Origin of the sequence: Paenibacillus sp. CH40 (genome assembly GCF_024213605.1) — a bacterium.
In the GTDB taxonomy this organism is placed as follows: Bacteria; Bacillota; Bacilli; order Paenibacillales; family Paenibacillaceae; genus Paenibacillus; species Paenibacillus polymyxa_B.
Genome location: NZ_JANAVQ010000002.1, coordinates 670,366 through 688,485 on the forward strand (window position 1 = coordinate 670,366; position 18,120 = coordinate 688,485).

The following is an 18,120-nucleotide window of genomic DNA, read 5'->3' on the forward strand; positions in this document are numbered from 1 at the left end:
CGACTTCACACCCTGCTCTGATCCATAGGTAGACTAACCATGTTCAATGGATTGAAGTGTCATCACTGCTTTGCATACCAAATGGTTTTCCCGTGAAATTGCAATTTCTAGCTTGCAGGTGCGGCGACTCAGCTCGAGCAGCAACGGACGAAGAACGACAGCATCCTCTATCTGTACGGGTCTAATAAAATAAGTCGTCAAATTGTCCAGCACATAATCCTTGCCGGTCATGTCTCTAGCTGCCCGGTAGCCCGCTTGTGTCATCACGTTGACCAGTACGCCTTCCGAGATCGTACCTAAATTGGTCGCCATCTGCGGAATAATAAAACCGCGAAAAAATAACGATCCGTCCTCATTACGCTCTTCAGCAAACCCGTTCCAGATCAACTGGTCGAACGTCTCGCCAAGTTGTGGCTGCTTTTGGGCGTTACGCAGCGCCTCCAGCACCTCACGCCGTGTAACGGACCCAAGCAGCTTGCGGTTACGGTCCACGACCGGCAAATAATCTACACCTTCCCACGCCATCATTTGCGCAGCGGAAGCCAGCGAGGTCTGGTAGGTGACCGTTATCGGATTGCGGATCAGACATTTATCCATCGTATGCTCAGGTAGAAGCCCCTCCACATCTTTGCGGCTGACGATACCAATTAAACGATTCCATTCATCCACTATTGCAAAATGATGATGTCCAGTCGTCACCGAAAGTTCTTCAAACTCGGTAAGCGTGCTGTTGATTTTCAAGGTCAACGTTTTCGGTTTGCCTGCCGCAATGTCTTCAATCAGCATAATTTTCTTTTTGATCAAGCGGTCAAATATGGCTCTATTAATCATAGATGCCACTGTAAAAGTATCATGGCGTGAGGAAATGATCGGCAGACTAATCTGATCTGCGAGCTGCTTAACCTCTCGGCTCGTACCGAAGCCCCCTGTAATCAGCACACCTGCCCCCTGCTCCAATGCAAGTGAATGCGCATCCTCACGGTTACCTACGATCAGCAAACTACCTGCGTCAATATAACGGGCCATAGCTTCCTCGCGCATCGCTCCGATCACATACTTGTGCAAGGGCTTCTCCAGCCCCTCACTTCCGCCCAGCACATGTCCCTCTACAATATTTACGACATCTGCAAAGGTCAGCTGCTCGGACAAACCGCGCGGTCGCTTCTCCACTCGTACTGTTCCGATCCGTTCCTTGGTAATGACAATTCCCAGGTTCTCGGCTTCCTTCACGGCCCGATAGGCCGTTCCTTCGCTGACACTCATTTCTTTAGCCAACCTGCGCACAGAAATTTTGGAGCCTATTTTCAACTGCTCGATATGTCGCAATAGCTGCTCATGCTTCGTAACTGTTTCATCTAGCCCGTCCAACTCTGTTACACCCCCAACGTTCAATCTGTATCATTCTGTATCTATTATAGCACAATATCCCTATATTTTAGACCCTTGTTCATTTTGAGTTCTCCGCTTCGCAAATAGCAAAAAAAGCGATCCCCTCTTTTACAAGGGACCGCTTCTTACTATGATTGATTTGCCATCTGGGAGGCAAGCCCAGGACAAGCTGAAAAAACTCACTACATGCTGCCTTTGTCAGCTTTTTTATCCCATTTCATCTGCCACTGCTGCATTTTGGCCCGTCGCACACGCTCCAGCGTTTTGCGCTTTTCCTCATCCACACCCAGCAAAAAATGCATGTTTGCTCCGATGACTAGCAGCGCAAAAAGTACCCATACCATTCCAAAGCCGTTGACCCAGTTCAAACCGCCTGCAAGCGAGATGCGTGGTAACGCGACCAAAACCATAGCCAATGCAATGAGTGTGTACAAACCGTGTTTCCATTTTTTGAAAGAACCCAATCGTATCCCTTCCTCTCCCTGTGACTCTATGTATCTAGTCTATGAGAGGACAGGAAGGAATATGAGACAAACTTACAGAGATGAACCGTACAAATGTTGAAGGCTGTCTGCAATAATTTTGTTAACGTCCTCAATAATCACGCTCAGGCGACGTTCAGCGTCGAACAGGCGACGGATGTTGAGGTTCAAGCTAAGTACCTCAAACAGCTTCTCCATCTTTTCCATCTCTTCCTGTGCTGGCATATCGCCGCTCATCATGCGTTGCTGTACCTCCATTTGGCGTTCACGGAAATCGTCGAGCATTTTCTTGGCTTCTGGATCGGTTTCGATCAGCTTCATCGCTGACGTAATTTCCTCTACCTCTTTGCTTTCCTTCAATGCTTTCGCTAAATCATGGGCTTTGTCATAGATGTTCATGATTGTTTATTCCTCCAATACAAGTTTAGTGTCAACATTTCACATTGTCCGTCAATCACCAAGGGATATATGTCCTCATATGATGAATCAGTGCTATTACAGCCCATTCACGTTTCCCGTTACTTTCAAGACATCAAGTTGCTGCCCGGAAGGAGATCCACGATGTCCATCAAAAAAACAACGATTCAAATCATCGGATCGGGCATCTTGCAGGATGACGTACTCATGGTCGGCGAGTCCCTGCTTCGCAAATGGAAAATATCCGCTGGCCACCCCGTTCAGCTCGCCTTCGGTTCGTTCCGCCAAGAGGTTACCGTCATATCGGTGCCCCGCTACAGCGGCCTACGTGTGGGAAGCGTGCTAGCCCGAAAAATGGGGCTTCATGCCAATTGTAATCTGCGAGTAACCTACAGCCGAGGTCGCCGGACACTTCGAGTGGGCCCACTTATTAGCGTGCTGGTCAGTCGGGACTATCCCGAACAGCCCGACAAGCCTTTCGGGTCGATCACCCTGTTCTGCCGTGAACTAGTCGGGGAATGCCGCAGACAAGGAGCATATGTGTATTTTTTCACCCCGGAGCATATCGGAAATCAGCCCGGGCGAGTTCAGGGATGGGTGTATGACGGAGGCTGGAAAAAGACGGTCATGCCTGCCGGCGATGTCGTCAATAATCGTCTTACCTCCCGTAAACTCGAGAACAGAACTAGCGTACAGCATTTCATGAAAGAAGTAAAATCGCAGTACGGCACGACCATTTTTAACGAAAAGTTTCTGGATAAGAATGAAGTATTTGATGCGCTTAAATCCAATTCTTCCCTGCGCAAGTATTTACCCGAGTCCCACTTGCTGCAAACCTTTGCTGTTTTCAAAAAAATGTGCAACCAGTATCCCGCTGTTTTTCTCAAGCCAGTGCGCGGAAGCCTAGGTAAAGGCATAATGCGCATTAACAAACAAACGGATGGTACCTTTTCGGTGCTATCCACAACAGCGGGCACACCCCGCAAGCAAATGTATGCCAACGTCGATAAGCTGTACAAAAGCTTAGCGGGAAAAATGAAGACAACACGCTTTCAACTCCAACAGGGACTTACCTTGATTGATCACGGTAAGCGTCCGGTCGACTTTCGTGCGCTTGTACAGAAAAATTCGTCCGGAACCTGGACCGTAACATCCATTGTCGCTCGGATCGCCGGAGGCAGCCACTTTGTGTCCAATCTGGCAAGAGGCGGCACGCTGAGTACAGTCAAAGAAGCACTTGCCAAAACCACGCTGCCCGCAACCGTTAAATCGAATGGGCATACCTCTCTCAAAACAGCAGCACTGGATATCGCAAGCGGAGTGGAAAAAGCGATTCCCGCCCATTTCGCAGAATTTGGTATAGATCTGGCAATAGACAGCACGGGGCGCATCTGGTTGCTGGAGGTCAATTCGAAGCCATCGAAGAATGACAACACGCCGTTAAATGATCAGAAAACTCGCCCGTCCGTAAAAAAAATGATTGAATACTGCTGTTATTCAGCCGGCTTCAAATGAATTCATCTCTTCCAGAGTCTGGCTGCCAAAGGAGCTGTTGTCGGTGTCTCTTGTTGTGCCGGGCACGCTGGGCGTGCTTGTTAGCCGGAATCAGGCCGCCACTCCCCCTATTACCGAAGCCGATTTTTGCCGCAGGCTAAGTCTGTTGGGCAGGCGCTCTGGTCTTAGCGTAATGGCGTTTACCGCCGAAGGAGTTTCACCTGAAGATCACTCCATACGAGGTTATGTTTACCGTAACGGAGTATGGACATCCGGCCGCTTTCCGTTGCCGGATATTGTGTATAACCGCTGTCTCCATGTTCACGAGAGCCAGAATGTCAGGCGCACACTGGAAGATATGGCGGAGCAAAAATCGCGCAAGCTCATCTACTGGTCGCGTAACTTACCTGGCAAATGGCAAGTGTATCGAGCTTTGCATGCGGTAGATAAAGTGCGTCCCTTTGTGCCGCTTACGGCGCCATACCGGGACACGATCCAGCTTGTGGAATGGCTACGACGCCATTCGGAGCTGTTTATGAAGCCACAGACCGGAACACATGGCAAGAGCACACTGTATCTCCGGCTGGCAGAAGGAGGCCAGGGACTACTTGTACAGGGTAGAGACTCCCGTAACCGCCCGTTCCGGCGCTTGTTTTCCGAATTGGATGCAGGATTGTCATGGGTCCATAGAATTGCACACAAACGCGCTTATATCGTGCAGCCTTATTTGAAATTAACAAGCCAAAGCAATCATCCCTTTGATGTTCGCGCACTCATGCAAAAGGATGGCAACGGCTATTGGCGCCTGACGGGCTTTGCCGTAAGAGAAGGCAGACAAGGAACTCTGACTTCTAATCTTCACGGTGGGGGCGAAGCCCATCCAGCTGAGCCTTACCTTCGTGAACAATTTGGCGCGGACACCACGCGTCTCATCATCGGGCAGATGATGGCGCTGTCCTTGACCATTACCAGGGCGCTGGAGGAACGTTATGGCCGCCTTGGCGAGTTGGGAATTGATTACGGTATTGACCGGAGCGGGAACATCTGGCTATTGGAGGTTAATTCCCGACCTGGCCGGGCCTCCTTTTTTCAGACCCGTCAGCCAGAGTGCGCTTTCCAGTCGGTCAACCGCCCGCTCGAATATGCTCGATATTTAATGACCCATTCCAAAGCGACAGGGCCAAAGGGCGCGGGCGCCTCCCTTGAACATACGGTATAGGAGGATAAACAGATGAGTTTAACGCATTGCAATGTGCATTTCTCACAGCAGCCCGACAAGGTGGCGTATATATCCACTTCCTTGTTGAAAAGCCTTAAATTATCCGGAGCCAAGTCCGTACGTCTGCGGCTCGGTAAGGATCAGATTCCCGCTACAGTAAAACCCATTCAGAAGGCGGGACGCCATCTATACTTGACCTCGGGCTTACGTAATGCAATCCGTGTTCCCAAAAGCGGGGCCATCTATTTGCGAAATCTGGATGGGGATATACAGCTAGGGCCGTTGATTGGCGTGCTGTCTGACGGTACCAACTCCACCACTCGCCCTTTCGGATCACGCACAGGCTTTATTAAGCAACTGCTGAAGGAAGGCAGCAAAAAATCTTATATTTTTGCATTCACCCCTCGGGATATTAACTGGCAAAATGATACGATTAACGGCTATTTTCTGTCTTCCAGCGGGGAATTCACACGTAAACTTGTACCTCTGCCGGACGTAATTTATAATCGTTTGCCGAGCCGACGCTCTGATTTTTCCCCGGCGATCAATCAACTACGCGAACGCTTTTCCCGCAAACGAATTCCCTTCTTTAACTGGAGCTTTTTCAATAAGTCCGATATCTATAATCTGCTGGAAAATAATCCAGATGTTAACCGCTATGTCCCTGAATCATATATGAATCCCAGCTCTGAACGTATCCGAGGTATGTTGGAGCGACATCAATTTGCTTATTACAAGCCAAGTGGAGGCAGCCTCGGCAAAGGAATCTACCGTCTGTCCCATGTTCCCAAACAAGGCTATTTTGTGAGGTACCGTAAGAAAAATAGCAATGTATTGCTAAAATTCACCTCTTTTAACTCCATGCTCAGGATGCTTCACTCCAATCAGGGACAGATGTTAAAGGGTTACGTCATTCAACAGGGTATCCAGTTGATCGAGATTGACAATTGCCCGATTGATTTCCGGTTTCACATGCATAAAAATGGAAATAATCAGTGGGTCGTCGTCGGCATTGGAGCCAAAAAAGCCGGACGCGGCAGTGTCACGACCCACATCAAAAACGGCGGCTCCCTTATGACACCTGAACAGGCGTTGAACCGGGTATTCGGAGACCGGGCGGGTGAAGTGCTTCAACGTGCCAAAAACGTAGCAGTTACGCTCGCAGAAGCCATTGAACACCATCACCAGCATCTGCTGGGTGAAATCGGCTTTGATCTGGGTATTGATCAGGATGAAAAGGTATGGATGTTTGAAGCCAACTCCAAGCCAGGCCGATCCATTTTTCAGCATCCATCGTTGCGTGCGGAGGGTAAAGCATCCGTGGAGCATATTTTGGACCACTGTCTTTACCTCAGTAAATTCCGCAGAAAAGAGGAACTATGAATACCCGGGCGGAGCATAAGCCAGTCGTTGCTGTATTGACAGTGCACGACGAAGAACAATTCTTCAAGGGCAATCAGCGCAATTTCAGGGATATTCTTGAAACGGGAACACGGATGGGCTATCAGGTGTACATTGTTACCGTCAGGGACCTGAAACTGGCAGACGAAACGGTTAAGGGCTACGTTTTCAACAAGAGCTCACAGACGTGGGAGGAACAGAATTTTCCACCTCCACAGGTCATTTATAATCGCATCCCCAACCGTAATTATGAACTTAAAACCTCTGTGCGCACAAAGTTGGATGAAATTTCACATGCTTCAGGCATTGAACTGTACAATCCAGGCTTTTTTAACAAATGGGAACTGTTCAAGTGGTTGCGTACCTCGGAAACCACTCGTCAGCTTGTTCCGGCAACCAAACGGTTAAGCAACCTGTCTTCCTTAGGAAAAATGCTGTCTGCGTATCCATACCTGTATCTCAAACCGGAAAACGGTAAGGCCGGAAAAGGGATTATGATTCTTAAATTCCGACCAGAACATCTAATGGCTTACAGACTGACCATTCAGCATGACAAAAAAAGTGTAACCTACAGATCTGTATCGCTATCCCGGCTGTGGGGACGTATCCGCCGGGAAGCGGGCAACTCGCCTTATATCATTCAACAGGGTATCGATCTGGCAACCTATCAGAAAAAACCCTTCGACCTGCGTATCCTGGTACAAAAAAATATCCGCGGCTCCTGGAGTATAACCGGGGTCGGTGCCAGACTGGCAGGTAAAGGGAGCATTACCACACATGTTCCGCGTGGCGGGAGTGTAGAGGACCCGTTCAAGCTACTGTCCTCACTGTTTGGGCCTGAGGACAGCACGGATCTACTGAACAAAGTTAAAAGTACGGCCATACAGATTGCACGTCAAATTGAACGCGCATCCGGTCTTTCTCATGGCGAAATGTCCATGGATTTGGGCGTGGATACGCTCGGAACCCTCTGGTTTTTTGAGGCCAATGCCAAACCGATGAAATTTGACGAGCCGGAAATCCGCCAAAAGTCGCTTAGACGCATATTCCAGTACAGCTCCTTTTTGGCCGGACGAATGAAATCATGATCAAGGAAGTGGAATCATGCCGCAAATTAGCGATGTTCAACATTTGCCTGCCCGGAGCTGGCTGCTGAGACGACGACAGTTACTGTTTCTGGCCCGCAGCTCAGGGGGCATGCGCATTACTCGTAATGCTCTGCGGCAGTTGGCTGTTTTGACGCCGGAGCAATTGAACACCCCTGGTTCCTCCCTCCTGTGCGCATATGTGCGCACGGAGAAGGGGCTGCGGATTGCGGGATTTTCCCTCGCTCTGAATTACGGGAAGGATGCTTGCATCGTAATTGTTCGTCCGCTTTACCGGGGCCGCAGACTGGGCGCTAGACTGCTGTCCGCCCAGCTCAAACAGCTGCGCCGTCTGACGTGCAGCGTAGCCGCCGACAATATGGCCAGTCTCAAAACCTGTTTCCGTGCTGGACTGGTTGCGCATGAAATGACGACTGGACCGACCGGGAAACCCACGCTGATATTTCACGGGGAGTTATCCCAAGATAAGCAGACGGCAGAGGAAGGTGGAATGCTGTGCCAAAACCTGTCCTAGGCATCATGACCTTGTATTTAAATAACAAGAAACAATTGGAGGAACGTGATATATATGAGCGCATGATTGCAGAAGGGAAAAGACTGGGACTGGATATGTATGTATTCACTCCAGCAGATGTCCATAAGGATCGCAGGCTGCTCCTTGCCCAAATCTATGATCCACACAGCGGAAAATGGAGCCGAAAGTGGCGAGAGTTCCCAGATATGATTTTCGACCGTTGCCGAGTACAGCGCAGTGAACGATATCGTCAGTTGAAGCAGTTTCGATCGCAGTATACAGACCTTGTATATTTAAACCGACCGCTGAGTAACAAGTGGGTCATTCATCAGCAGCTTGCGAGAAGGTCTGCCTTTCGCCCCCATTTGCCTGCAACAGAGCTGTTCAATGGATTTCATAGTGTAAAACGGATGCTCAAACAGAATTCATTAGTATACCTCAAGCCGATTAACGGTACGGGAGGACGCGGCATTTTACGTATTGAGCCTGTTAACAAGCAAGGGGGCCTGTATCTGATTGAAGGCCGCAATCGCAAACGCCATATTATTCCCCAGCAGCGGGTACGTCTAGACCGTCTGGAGCCGCGTCTGAGCAGCTGGAACATGGATAACTACATTGTTCAGGAAGGCATTCCTGTGCAGTTGCCGAATGGCAGGGTCCATGATTACCGTATGCTGGTACAGAAAAATAGCCAAGGAGTATGGGAGCTAACCGGATGCGCCGGGCGAATCGGGGCACATCGGAGTGTCACTTCCAACCTGCATGGTGGAGGCAAGGCGGTACCGATGAACCAATTGCTGACGCAATGGATTCGTGATGAGGGCCATAGAGAGAAAATCATCAAGCAGGGGGAAAAACTCGGACTGGACATCGCTGCGTATCTGGAAGAAAGCTACGGGGCATTGTGCGAGCTTGCACTCGATTTGGCAATTAATAAGGACGGTCATATATACGTGCTGGAAGTCAACCCGAAACCAGCCCGCGAGGTATTTTCACGTATTGGAGAAAAAGATACCTATCGCCGTTCCATCGCCAAGCCCATGGAATATGCCTTGTGGGTCTACCACACACAAATTAATCCAAAGCCTCAGACGGACTACAAAGCAGAAGATAAAACAGAAGATAAAGCAGAGAGTAAGACTGAGAATAAAACAAAGGAAGGCTCCGCGTAAAGTGGCTGCCTTCCTTTCTTTTTCGTCTGCCCGACAGTGCTAGCATGTTTTATTTATATGGTACGTCAAGCCTATTTATAACCATTAACCTGTGTTTCACAGTTACTCGGCGTTTTTATAAAGTGTAAGCAGTTGCGTAAAGTCCGTAATAATCGCATCAGACCCCTTCAACTCATCGTTCACGCCAAATCCAGCATAAGCACAACCGATCACCGTCTGTCCGTTCTTTTTGCCTGCTTCCACATCTGAGGAGCGATCTCCTACCATCCATACATTCGAAATATCGTGCTTGCTCAACAGAATTTCCAGCAAATTCACTTTGGAAAGCGTGCTGTACTCCCCAGCGCTGTACAGTCCTTCAAAAATGGGAACCATTTCATACGCAGCAGCGATCCCTTTTACATAATCCTCCAGCCCGTTACTGGCTACGAACAATCGGACACCTTGCTCATGAAGGGACTGAAGTGTTTCTTTTACATGTGGATACAGGGCATGACTTCCGCTCTTCAATCCCTCCAGCTCCAGCTGAAGCAGCAGCTCGTCCGCTCTTCTGTGGGCCGCTTCGCTGGCTTCCGGCATCACCCTTCTCCAGATTTCATCCAGCAACATACCCAAACTATTCAAAATAAGCTCCTCGGGAGGAGTCTCTCCTTCATAAAGCCCTTCGGCGCGCAGCGTATCAAACAGCTTGTGGTACGCAGGAAGCAATAGCGTCTCCGTCTGAAAAAGTGTACCGTCCATATCAAATACCATAGCCTCAGGTTTCTTCAACACAGGTGCATTGTTCATGTAGTTATCAGTCATTCCTTTCCTATGTAGGTTTACAACTCTAACCCCTCTCATGATAAGCAATAAGAGAGGTCCGTGTAAACCTCATTGCGCATACCGCTAACTCTTATATTTTTTTAAAACAGTCCTAAAACAATGCAGACCTCCCCACATATCCGTGTGTAAAGCACACCGTGGAAGCTTGAGGTCCACACCATTCCAATACGAAAATCCCGCCTGCTCTATCCATTGCTCCATCGCTGATAAGTCCACTGTAGGATAATCAAACGTCAGCAGAAGCATTCCGTCATCCCGTAAAGTCCGGTGAAATTCACGTAAGGCTGCCAAAGATTCATCAGGCGTTAAATGCTCCAGTACCGAGATACATACAATTTTGTCAAAACTGGCATCCTCATAGGGGAGAGCCGTCAGATTGGCATGTGCAGAGTGGAGACGAACTGGTAAAATCTCCTGAATGCGCTCGGCAGCCTCCTCTCCGATATTTCGCCGCACCTCGGCCAAAATGGCATCCACGGAAACGATCCGTATATCCAGATCGCAGGCATAGACCTGAGCGCAACGGCGGGCCAACTCAAATTTGAATGGATGAGGGATTCCACATGCTGCGTCCAGTACTGTATCTTGCCCAGACATAAATTGGAGACACCACTCATACTCATAGGGGCGACTCCACCAGCTTTGGGGGAGTCTGTAAATCATGTTGGAGGAGTTGGGGTCAGAATATACAAAAAAGCGAGACAGATACGGATCAGACATGTTCATGGATACTGCCTCCTTTTGGGGATGACTAAATTACCCTTGCGACACAGCACAGTTCATGACCCCGTTTCTCGCCTTGAAGTTTGGCTAACAATCCCATTTGCTCCGTAAGGGTAAGCTCACCGTACAAAGGATGGGCTTGCAGCAAGGCATCTAAACCAGAGGGAAGCTGGCGGGTGAACAAAGCCACCGGGCGCAAGCCGGACTTTGCCAGTAAGAGCGCAAGCGTATGCTCAGAATAATGATACAAATGATCTTCCTCCGTAAATAAAGGCGAGTAAACGCCATAAGCCTCATTGGTGAACGAATTTTTGTTGGGCACCGTAATATAGATCGTCCCGTCAGGTTGAAGCTGTTCGCGTAAATCTGTCAAAAATGCAACTGGGTCCGCAATATGCTCCAGCACATGCCAGCATGCTACGGCCTCGTATTTGTGATCCAGTGGTAAATCAGTATCTTCTTCGGCTTCATCGCCCCAGTAACCCGGCAATAAATCCACGTCATATTTGTATTTGGCGTAAGCACGCGAGTCTATGGAAGGTTCAATGCCCACTGCATCCCAGCCGGCTTGAAGGGCAGCATGGATAAATTCTCCGGTACCTGATCCAATCTCAAGCAATTTTCCTTTACCGGTACTGAACATATCCAGCAGCATGAGTCCAAAAAGGGCATGATTTCCATAAGTTGACGCTGCTGCACTATCCCGCATAGCAACCCATTTGGTATTATAAATCTCTGCAATCATATCTTCTGGGCGTATATGATCCACATCATTACGAAAAACCAATCCGCAGGAACCGCATCCCATCAAGGTAAAGCGTTCATAGCTATGAAATACTGCCGTGTCAGATGAGCCACACAGTTTGCATTTACTATAAAGTAAGTCCTTGGTTTCACTTTTTATTTGCAGATCGGAATTATCAATAACCTGGACACTCGAAATCTCGGCAACATCCATGTCGTTTACCTGGTGGGCAGCTTCATATTCTGGTGCAGTTTCTTTTTCTACATTTATGTTGTCCTGATCCATCCAGAGCGTGAGTCGGGGGTTCGGGTCCAAAATAGATTCATATTGCTCTTTCCAGCCATAACGAGCACTTGGATCAAGCAACTGGTACCGCTGAAATTTGGCCATGCGAATAGCAGGTGTATACCATCCCCAATGCTGGATGCGGTAGTTGCTGATTTCATTGGGAAGGTCAAGCACATTTTCGGGAAATCTCCCACAGTGCAAGGACTGCTCCTTCCATTTATAAGAGAACCCTTCCTTATATCGAATCAAAAAAGGACGGTAATACCGATGAGCCTGCCAATAATCATCATCGCGGTAATGCGTGGAAGACCACATATCAAACAACCTGAAACAAATCGTATCGGCTTTCGTTCCCGCTAACAACGAATGTACCCCTTGAGCAAAACGGGATTCAAACATTTCGTCAGCGTCCATGTTTAATATCCATTCGGGAGAGGAAGCCAACGTCTCTCTCCACTGCTGCTTACGCAGCTCTAATTCATTGGTAAAAGAAGCTGTTTCATTGCGTATTAAACGCAGTGGGATTCCCTTTAGGATCTCACGGCACAACTCTCCGCTATCATCCTGACTGCCATCATCAATAATGACCGCTTCATCAATATATTCCCGATGACTCCGCAGCACGTCAATGAGCTTGCGATCTGCCTCATTGTATACCGTCATAGTCAGCGTCAATTTGGGTTTGGAGACAGGCGGTGTATGAAGTTCACTTTGTCGTGGACCAGAGAATGTTTGTGGTACAGCAAAAGAATCTGCAGTGTACTTGGCAAAGACAGCTGACTCACGGAGATCATACGGTATAACAGGAGGTTCAGGGAACTTAGAGGGACTTGATGATGCAGAACGATTGAAGGCAGGAGAGTTAGTAGAAGTATCGGAGTGATCCAGATATGCTAAATGTTCTGAATGGTCCGTATGAACACCACTCGTTGTAAAATACTTTAGGGCGAATAGTAGCTGCTCTGCTTTCATTCGGTCCGCTTCCCGGTACAGATGCATCGCCGGATAGTGTGTATCCACAAAAAGTGGAAATCCATATGCAGCTGCCCGAATACAGAAATGTCGATCTTCTCCCCAATAGGAAACGTTTTTGATTTTACCAAAGTGAATCCCTGCTTCCAGTGCACGTCTGCGGATTAGGGTGCAAGCGCCTAGACCACCCACTTCGTACAAACCAGGAACATGCAATTGGTGTATGAAATGCAACTCGCGTTGCGCTCGCTCCTCTGCCGACAACACTTCGCCTTCTTCACGATGGAACAAATTATATTCATCACTAACCCACACCTGAGGCAATAGAGGCCCCTCCGGCTGCCAGCGTGTCCAGAAAATCTCAGATACAATGTCCTTCTCCGCCTCCACCAGCTTACATAAGGTACGGGAATGGAGAATCAGGTCAGAATCGACCAAAAACAGCGCGTCATAATTATGTTGAAGTGCATAATCAATAAGACGATTTTTAAAGCCAGCTACTTTCCAGACGAGGGCAGGCGGCCAATAATGAGTGTGCTCATCACTTCGATTCTCTACTTGCTGTGAGCCTGTCAACAAGGGTAAAACCCTGCCCGGCAGCCGATTGGAAAAATCGGCAAGCCATTGGCTTGAAGTCGGATTGTCATTATCATCGACAAATAAATAATCCGGCAGCACGTCAGGTGCCTCCAGTCGCTCCAAAGCTTGAAGAAATAAAGACAATATTTCCGGTTTCTGGTGCACCGGGCTACCGATTAGTATACGCATGATTCAACGCCTCCATCAGGTAGAAGCCTCATAAACCGTTCTCCCTCCATGTCCTAAGACATACCATAATTGCGACCAAGCGATATGGGAGTGAACATAGTATGAATGGACTTACACCTGGAAATATCAATGAAAACGACATCAATACAAAAATACAATCTTACCCTCCAGTTAACTGCCTTTTTTCTGTTACCGGTTTTCTAACTACATTTAGCCATCAAATTTATTTCCCGGTCGCACTTGATAATATCGAATTTTGCACAATCTCCTCCTCTTCATATCAGACTTTGATTTTCTAATTTATTAGAGCAAGATTGAATTTATGATCATCACACATCCTCTAAACGATCCATAGGAATTACTACATAATGAGCAAGCTATCCTAATAAAATGGAGATTATACCAAGTTTTTTGGGGGGACAAAGAGCATGGTAACTGTCAGCTTATGTATGATTGTCAAAAATGAAGAAGAAGCCCTTCATACCTGTCTGAAATCAGTCCATGACCTAGTAGATGAAATCATTATCGTTGATACTGGTTCTACCGACAGAACCCAAGAGGTCGCTGCATCGTTCAATGCTCGGGTATACAATTTTGAATGGTGCGATGATTTCTCCGCAGCCCGCAATTATGCGTTTGATCAGGCAACACAGGAATATCAATTTTGGCTGGATGCTGATGACATCCTAGAGGAGCAAGATCGACTGGCATTTCTAGACTGGAAAAAACAAGCCACCGTCTCCTATGACAGCATTACGATGGATTATGTACTATCTGTAGATGAACAGGGGCAGCCGTTGCATAAGCTCAAAAGAAACCGAATGGTGCGGCGTGATCGTAGATTCAGATGGATCGGCTTTGTGCACGAATTCCTGAATGTGACTGGCAGCACCTTTCACAGCAATATGGCAGTGACTCATAAAAAGACACGTGCCTACACTGACCGTAATTTACATATTTATCTCCAGCACCGGGAGAAAGGCACTGCATTTTCTGAGCGAGATCACTACTACTTCGCTAATGAACTATATGATAACGGACGCATACTAGAAGCCATCCAGCAGTACGAACACTATCTGGGGCTCGATCAAGGATGGATTGAGGATCGGATTGCTGCTTGCTTTAAGCTAGCAGATTGCTACGCTCACCAGGGTCAAAAACAGGAGCAGCGTATGGCACTGCTTCGCACACTCAACCTCGATGTACCACGCGCCCAGTTCTGCTGTGTCTTTGGCAATTTGTTCATTGAGGATGAGCAGTATACTCAAGCCATTTACTGGTTTCGTCAGGCGACGCTGATCGAGCCCCCACAAGATGTGATGGCCTTAACCAATTCGTCGTACTATACCTGGTTTCCACACTTGCAATTATGCCTGTGTTACGACCGAATCGGCGACATTGAAAAGGCAAAATCGCATCATCGCATAGCTCAGTTGCACCATCCTACTCATCCAAGCGTCTTATACAACGAGCAGTATTTTGCACAGTTAGAACAAAAATAAGTTTTCTGTCGGTGGTTATGGAATTTTCTCCTTTGATGGGCTGCTTATTTAAATATTGAGGAAGGCTTTCCTCTGCTTTGTATTAAAGCACAGTTTCTAGTCCAGACGGCCAAAAAATCCATCGTTCCAAGTAATTAATATTAGGGGATAGGTGAATGTAAAAAAAAATAAAAAAGGGCCACCTGCACTTGAGGCTTGCAGATGGCCTTTCCTATTTGTAATAATATATAGAACAAGCTAACAATTTAAACCGTTGATGGTATAAAACTTTCTCAGAACACTTTCTTCCGGTCTCTTTCCCCCTTCAAAATTTCCACTGACTCACGGAAACGCAGCGAATGAATCACTTCACGTTCACGCAAAAACTTCAGACTATCCTGCAAATCCACATCGTCTGTCAGATCAATCAGCCACTGATATGTAGCTCGAGCCTTTTCCTCTGCCGCTATGTCCTCATATAGATCGGCAATCGGGTCGCCTTTGGCTTGAATATAGGCCGCTGTAAAAGGAACCCCGCCTGCGCTCTGGTAATACAGCGCATGATCATGCGCCGCATAATATTCCCCCAGCCCGGCTGCCTTCATTTGCTCTACACTCGCATCCTTGGTCAGCTTGTAAATCATAGTCGCAATCATTTCGAGGTGCGCAAATTCTTCTGTACCTATATCATTAAGTACGCCGATAACCTTATCGGGAATCGTATACCGCTGATTCAGATAGCGCAATGCCGCTGCCAGCTCGCCATCCGCTCCACCATACTGCTCCATAAGCAGTTTGGCCATATGAGGATCACATTTGCTGACACGTACGGGATATTGCAGTTTCTTCTCATATACCCACATTCATGTTCCTCCTTTATAAAAGGTTATACCTACCTAAACCTGCCACGGCCAAGGGGATTGACTCCACTCCCAAGGATACTTGGAATAGGCACGACCAAAATTTTGTAAAGGCCCATATAGCATCTGATACTCGTTAGCAATCGCCGTTCTTTCTTGCGTCAGCTTATTGAACTGTTCGATAGCCTGTAAATCATCTGGGTGCGTATCCAGATACAAATTCAGCTCCACCAACACAAAATCCACCGCTTGGAGCTTCTCCAGCAACGCATAAAACTGGGCATCAACTGGCTTGGTTTGGGGCGTGCAGCCTTGGGCCGGGTTTCCGGCTTGACTATAGCCCTGAGTTTGGTTCTGATACTGGTTCTGGTATGGATACGGATTTGAATAAGGGCTTTGATATGGATTCGGCTGTTGCTGCCCGCTCTCATGCTGATTTTGCTGCTGGAATTGGAATGGGGACTGACCCTGATTTGGATTCTCCATTCTATTCGCCTCCCCCCTGGTTTCTCCTTGGCTCATAAGGGCTGTAAAGCAAAGGCCATAGCGTTCCCTTCGTCAGCGCCTCATCTGGACTGAATTGTGGTAGACCAGGGGGCTGAAATTGTATAAACAAGTTGGGTGGAAGCACATAAGTCTTACACAGAACGGGCGGACACGGATCGAACGGGCCGACAAACGGGGCATACTCACCTTGCTGTGGAAATTTCACGGGCCGGAACCTCCTTTGATTGATCCATCTGTTTTACTATTCAACATATGCCGCATCGCCCAAGTCTCGAACAAAAAATCACAGATAAAAATAATTGTTCAAGAAAATAACTATAGAACTGTTTCTAATCAAAAAAGAGCCTTTAAAACCACGGTACGTGGATCTAAAAGCTCTTTCTTCAGCACTCTATATAACTTACATACCTGAAAGCTCATCTTCAATCACAGGCTCAGGCTTGCGGTGAATCTTCACTCTCATTATGCGAAGCCTTGTTGCTTCCTCCACCTCAAAGGTAAGGTTATAAAACTCAATTCTCTTCCCTTTCACCGGAATGCCCTCCAATTCCTTGAACAGCCATCCCCCGATGGAATCCACCTCGTCGTCTTCAATGTTCACTCCAGTCAAATCATTGACATCCTCAATGAGCATACGACCGTCCACAGAGATGAAGTTCTCCTTCATTTCAACACTCGGGCGTTCATCCTCAAATTCATCATAGAGATCCCCGACGATTTCCTCCAAAATTTCCTCCGCTGTCAGCAGCCCGGCTGTTCCGCCGTACTCATCTACCACGAGAGTCATTTGGGAATGTTTTTTCTGCATAAGGCGTAGCACGTGACTCACTTCCATGGACTCCGGCACATTCAAAATAGGACGTACCACCGAAGCCAGATCCAGTTGCTCTCCCTGCTCAGCTAGCAGAAGATCTGTAATATGGACAAAACCGATAATCTGGTCTTTATCCTCAACCGCTACCGGGTAACGGGAATGCTTGGTCTCGCTGATGATCTTGAGATTTTCCTTAAACGACAAATTCGTATACAAACAATCCATATCTGTACGCGGCAGCATGATTTCACGGGCAAGCAAGTCGGAAAAATCAAAAATATTATCCATCAGCTTAATTTCGTCCTTATCAATCACACCGCTTTTGGCGCTCTGATTCATCAATATACGAATCTCTTCCTCCGAATGAGCCGCTTCGGCTTCACTCGCCGGCTGAATGCCGAATGCGCGCAACAGCAAGTTTGCCGCAGCATTCAATACCCAGATCACAGGCAGAAAGACCTTATAAAAAAGCAGCAAAGGCGCCGATAAAAACAACGCCACACCTTCGGTCTTCTGAATCGCTAAGGACTTTGGCGCCAGTTCCCCCAATACGATATGCAAAAAGGTAATTACGCAAAATCCGACGATAACAGATACCGTTGTAATCAGTGTACCGTCAGTTACACCGAGTTTGTGCATGAGTGGCTCTATCAGGTAGCCGGATATTGCTGGCTCTCCAATCCAACCCAAGCCCAATGAAGCCAGCGTAATGCCCAATTGGGTGGCGGACAGATAAGCATCCAACTTTTGGTTCACCTTCAGCGCATAGCCTGCCAGGCGATGACCCTCGCTTTGGAGCTGCGTCAATCGGGATTGGCGCATTTTGACCAGCGAAAATTCTGCGGCCACAAATACACCATTTAGAAAGACAAGCAGCAGTACCAAGAGGAGATTCACAGCTAGCAATCCCCAATGAAACTCGGTATGACCATCCAATACGAAC

The 18,120-nt window shown here is 47.8% G+C and carries 17 protein-coding genes; 7 read left to right on the forward strand and 10 right to left on the reverse strand.

Features of this window, described 5'->3' with window-relative positions; translation table 11 throughout:
- Positions 1-33: 33 nt before the first annotated feature.
- The 3 genes from NLX73_RS09580 to NLX73_RS09590 form a co-directional block, all read right to left on the reverse strand.
- Positions 34-1,368, reverse strand: a complete 1,335-nt coding sequence (locus tag NLX73_RS09580; RefSeq protein ID WP_061831707.1) for a DRTGG domain-containing protein — start codon at positions 1,366-1,368, stop codon at positions 34-36.
- 203 nt (positions 1,369-1,571) lie between these two features.
- Complete coding sequence (locus tag NLX73_RS09585) at positions 1,572-1,853, reverse strand: hypothetical protein (protein ID WP_069291592.1); 282 nt, start codon at positions 1,851-1,853, stop codon at positions 1,572-1,574.
- Between the two features lie 72 nt (positions 1,854-1,925).
- The gene (locus NLX73_RS09590) at positions 1,926-2,270 is read right to left on the reverse strand and encodes a YlbF/YmcA family competence regulator (protein WP_025685398.1); all 345 of its coding nucleotides are present in this window, start codon (positions 2,268-2,270) and stop codon (positions 1,926-1,928) included.
- A gap of 162 nt (positions 2,271-2,432) precedes the next feature.
- Between NLX73_RS09590 and NLX73_RS09595 the strand changes: the two genes are divergently transcribed.
- From NLX73_RS09595 to NLX73_RS09620, 6 genes are read left to right on the forward strand one after another with little or no spacing between them, the layout of a single operon-like run.
- Positions 2,433-3,803, forward strand: a complete 1,371-nt coding sequence (locus tag NLX73_RS09595; protein ID WP_254325988.1) for a YheC/YheD family endospore coat-associated protein — start codon at positions 2,433-2,435, stop codon at positions 3,801-3,803.
- A gap of 43 nt (positions 3,804-3,846) precedes the next feature.
- Complete coding sequence (locus NLX73_RS09600) at positions 3,847-5,001, forward strand: YheC/YheD family endospore coat-associated protein (protein ID WP_254325989.1); 1,155 nt, start codon at positions 3,847-3,849, stop codon at positions 4,999-5,001.
- 12 nt (positions 5,002-5,013) lie between these two features.
- Positions 5,014-6,384 carry a YheC/YheD family endospore coat-associated protein gene (locus tag NLX73_RS09605; RefSeq protein ID WP_061831703.1) on the forward strand — a complete coding sequence of 457 codons (1,371 nt, stop codon included), beginning with the start codon at positions 5,014-5,016 and terminating at the stop codon, positions 6,382-6,384.
- Positions 6,381-7,490, forward strand: a complete 1,110-nt coding sequence (locus tag NLX73_RS09610) for a YheC/YheD family endospore coat-associated protein (protein WP_250244344.1) — start codon at positions 6,381-6,383, stop codon at positions 7,488-7,490. Before NLX73_RS09605 ends, NLX73_RS09610 begins: the two co-directional genes overlap by 4 nt.
- A gap of 16 nt (positions 7,491-7,506) precedes the next feature.
- Positions 7,507-8,022, forward strand: coding sequence for a GNAT family protein (locus tag NLX73_RS09615; protein WP_061831701.1), 516 nt, complete (start codon positions 7,507-7,509; stop codon positions 8,020-8,022).
- Positions 8,004-9,194 carry a YheC/YheD family endospore coat-associated protein gene (locus tag NLX73_RS09620; protein ID WP_254325990.1) on the forward strand — a complete coding sequence of 397 codons (1,191 nt, stop codon included), beginning with the start codon at positions 8,004-8,006 and terminating at the stop codon, positions 9,192-9,194. Before NLX73_RS09615 ends, NLX73_RS09620 begins: the two co-directional genes overlap by 19 nt.
- A gap of 102 nt (positions 9,195-9,296) precedes the next feature.
- On the opposite strand, the gene NLX73_RS09625 is transcribed toward NLX73_RS09620, so the two are convergent.
- From NLX73_RS09625 to NLX73_RS09635, 3 genes are all read right to left on the reverse strand, one after another.
- On the reverse strand, positions 9,297-9,998 hold the full coding sequence (locus NLX73_RS09625) for an HAD family hydrolase (RefSeq protein WP_081112510.1): 702 nt from the start codon (positions 9,996-9,998) through the stop codon (positions 9,297-9,299).
- Between the two features lie 84 nt (positions 9,999-10,082).
- Complete coding sequence (locus NLX73_RS09630; protein ID WP_254325991.1) at positions 10,083-10,745, reverse strand: class I SAM-dependent methyltransferase; 663 nt, start codon at positions 10,743-10,745, stop codon at positions 10,083-10,085.
- Positions 10,746-10,770: 25 nt separating this feature from the next.
- The gene (locus NLX73_RS09635; RefSeq protein WP_254325992.1) at positions 10,771-13,515 is read right to left on the reverse strand and encodes a bifunctional glycosyltransferase/class I SAM-dependent methyltransferase; all 2,745 of its coding nucleotides are present in this window, start codon (positions 13,513-13,515) and stop codon (positions 10,771-10,773) included.
- Positions 13,516-13,943: 428 nt separating this feature from the next.
- Between NLX73_RS09635 and NLX73_RS09640 the strand changes: the two genes are divergently transcribed.
- Positions 13,944-15,017, forward strand: coding sequence for a glycosyltransferase (locus NLX73_RS09640; protein ID WP_254325993.1), 1,074 nt, complete (start codon positions 13,944-13,946; stop codon positions 15,015-15,017).
- A gap of 272 nt (positions 15,018-15,289) precedes the next feature.
- Here NLX73_RS09640 and NLX73_RS09645 read toward each other — a convergent pair whose 3' ends face one another.
- The 4 genes from NLX73_RS09645 to NLX73_RS09660 form a co-directional block, all read right to left on the reverse strand.
- Positions 15,290-15,859, reverse strand: coding sequence for a manganese catalase family protein (locus tag NLX73_RS09645; RefSeq protein ID WP_254325994.1), 570 nt, complete (start codon positions 15,857-15,859; stop codon positions 15,290-15,292).
- Positions 15,860-15,892: 33 nt separating this feature from the next.
- Complete coding sequence (locus NLX73_RS24945; RefSeq protein ID WP_269465968.1) at positions 15,893-16,342, reverse strand: spore coat protein CotJB; 450 nt, start codon at positions 16,340-16,342, stop codon at positions 15,893-15,895.
- A 1-nt stretch (position 16,343) separates the two neighbouring features.
- Entirely contained in the window at positions 16,344-16,568 is a 225-nt protein-coding gene (locus NLX73_RS09655) for a spore coat associated protein CotJA (RefSeq protein ID WP_061831695.1), read from the reverse strand.
- Positions 16,569-16,763: 195 nt separating this feature from the next.
- Entirely contained in the window at positions 16,764-18,113 is a 1,350-nt protein-coding gene (locus NLX73_RS09660; protein ID WP_254325995.1) for a hemolysin family protein, read from the reverse strand.
- Positions 18,114-18,120: the final 7 nt, after the last annotated feature.

Excerpts from the sequence above, each read along its gene's own strand:
- NLX73_RS09590 (WP_025685398.1), bottom strand. The coding sequence starts at position 2,270 with ATGAACATCTATGACAAAGCCCATGATTTAGCGAAAGCATTGAAGGAA.
- NLX73_RS09635 (WP_254325992.1), bottom strand. The coding sequence starts at position 13,515 with ATGCGTATACTAATCGGTAGCCCGGTGCACCAGAAACCGGAAATATTG.
- NLX73_RS09625 (WP_081112510.1), bottom strand. The coding sequence starts at position 9,998 with ATGACTGATAACTACATGAACAATGCACCTGTGTTGAAGAAACCTGAG.
- NLX73_RS09610 (WP_250244344.1), top strand. The coding sequence starts at position 6,381 with ATGAATACCCGGGCGGAGCATAAGCCAGTCGTTGCTGTATTGACAGTG.
- NLX73_RS09605 (WP_061831703.1), top strand. The coding sequence starts at position 5,014 with ATGAGTTTAACGCATTGCAATGTGCATTTCTCACAGCAGCCCGACAAG.
- NLX73_RS09640 (WP_254325993.1), top strand. The coding sequence starts at position 13,944 with ATGGTAACTGTCAGCTTATGTATGATTGTCAAAAATGAAGAAGAAGCC.
- NLX73_RS09615 (WP_061831701.1), top strand. The coding sequence starts at position 7,507 with ATGCCGCAAATTAGCGATGTTCAACATTTGCCTGCCCGGAGCTGGCTG.
- NLX73_RS09645 (WP_254325994.1), bottom strand. The coding sequence starts at position 15,859 with ATGTGGGTATATGAGAAGAAACTGCAATATCCCGTACGTGTCAGCAAA.
- NLX73_RS09630 (WP_254325991.1), bottom strand. The coding sequence starts at position 10,745 with ATGAACATGTCTGATCCGTATCTGTCTCGCTTTTTTGTATATTCTGAC.
- NLX73_RS09595 (WP_254325988.1), top strand. The coding sequence starts at position 2,433 with ATGTCCATCAAAAAAACAACGATTCAAATCATCGGATCGGGCATCTTG.
- NLX73_RS24945 (WP_269465968.1), bottom strand. The coding sequence starts at position 16,342 with ATGGAGAATCCAAATCAGGGTCAGTCCCCATTCCAATTCCAGCAGCAA.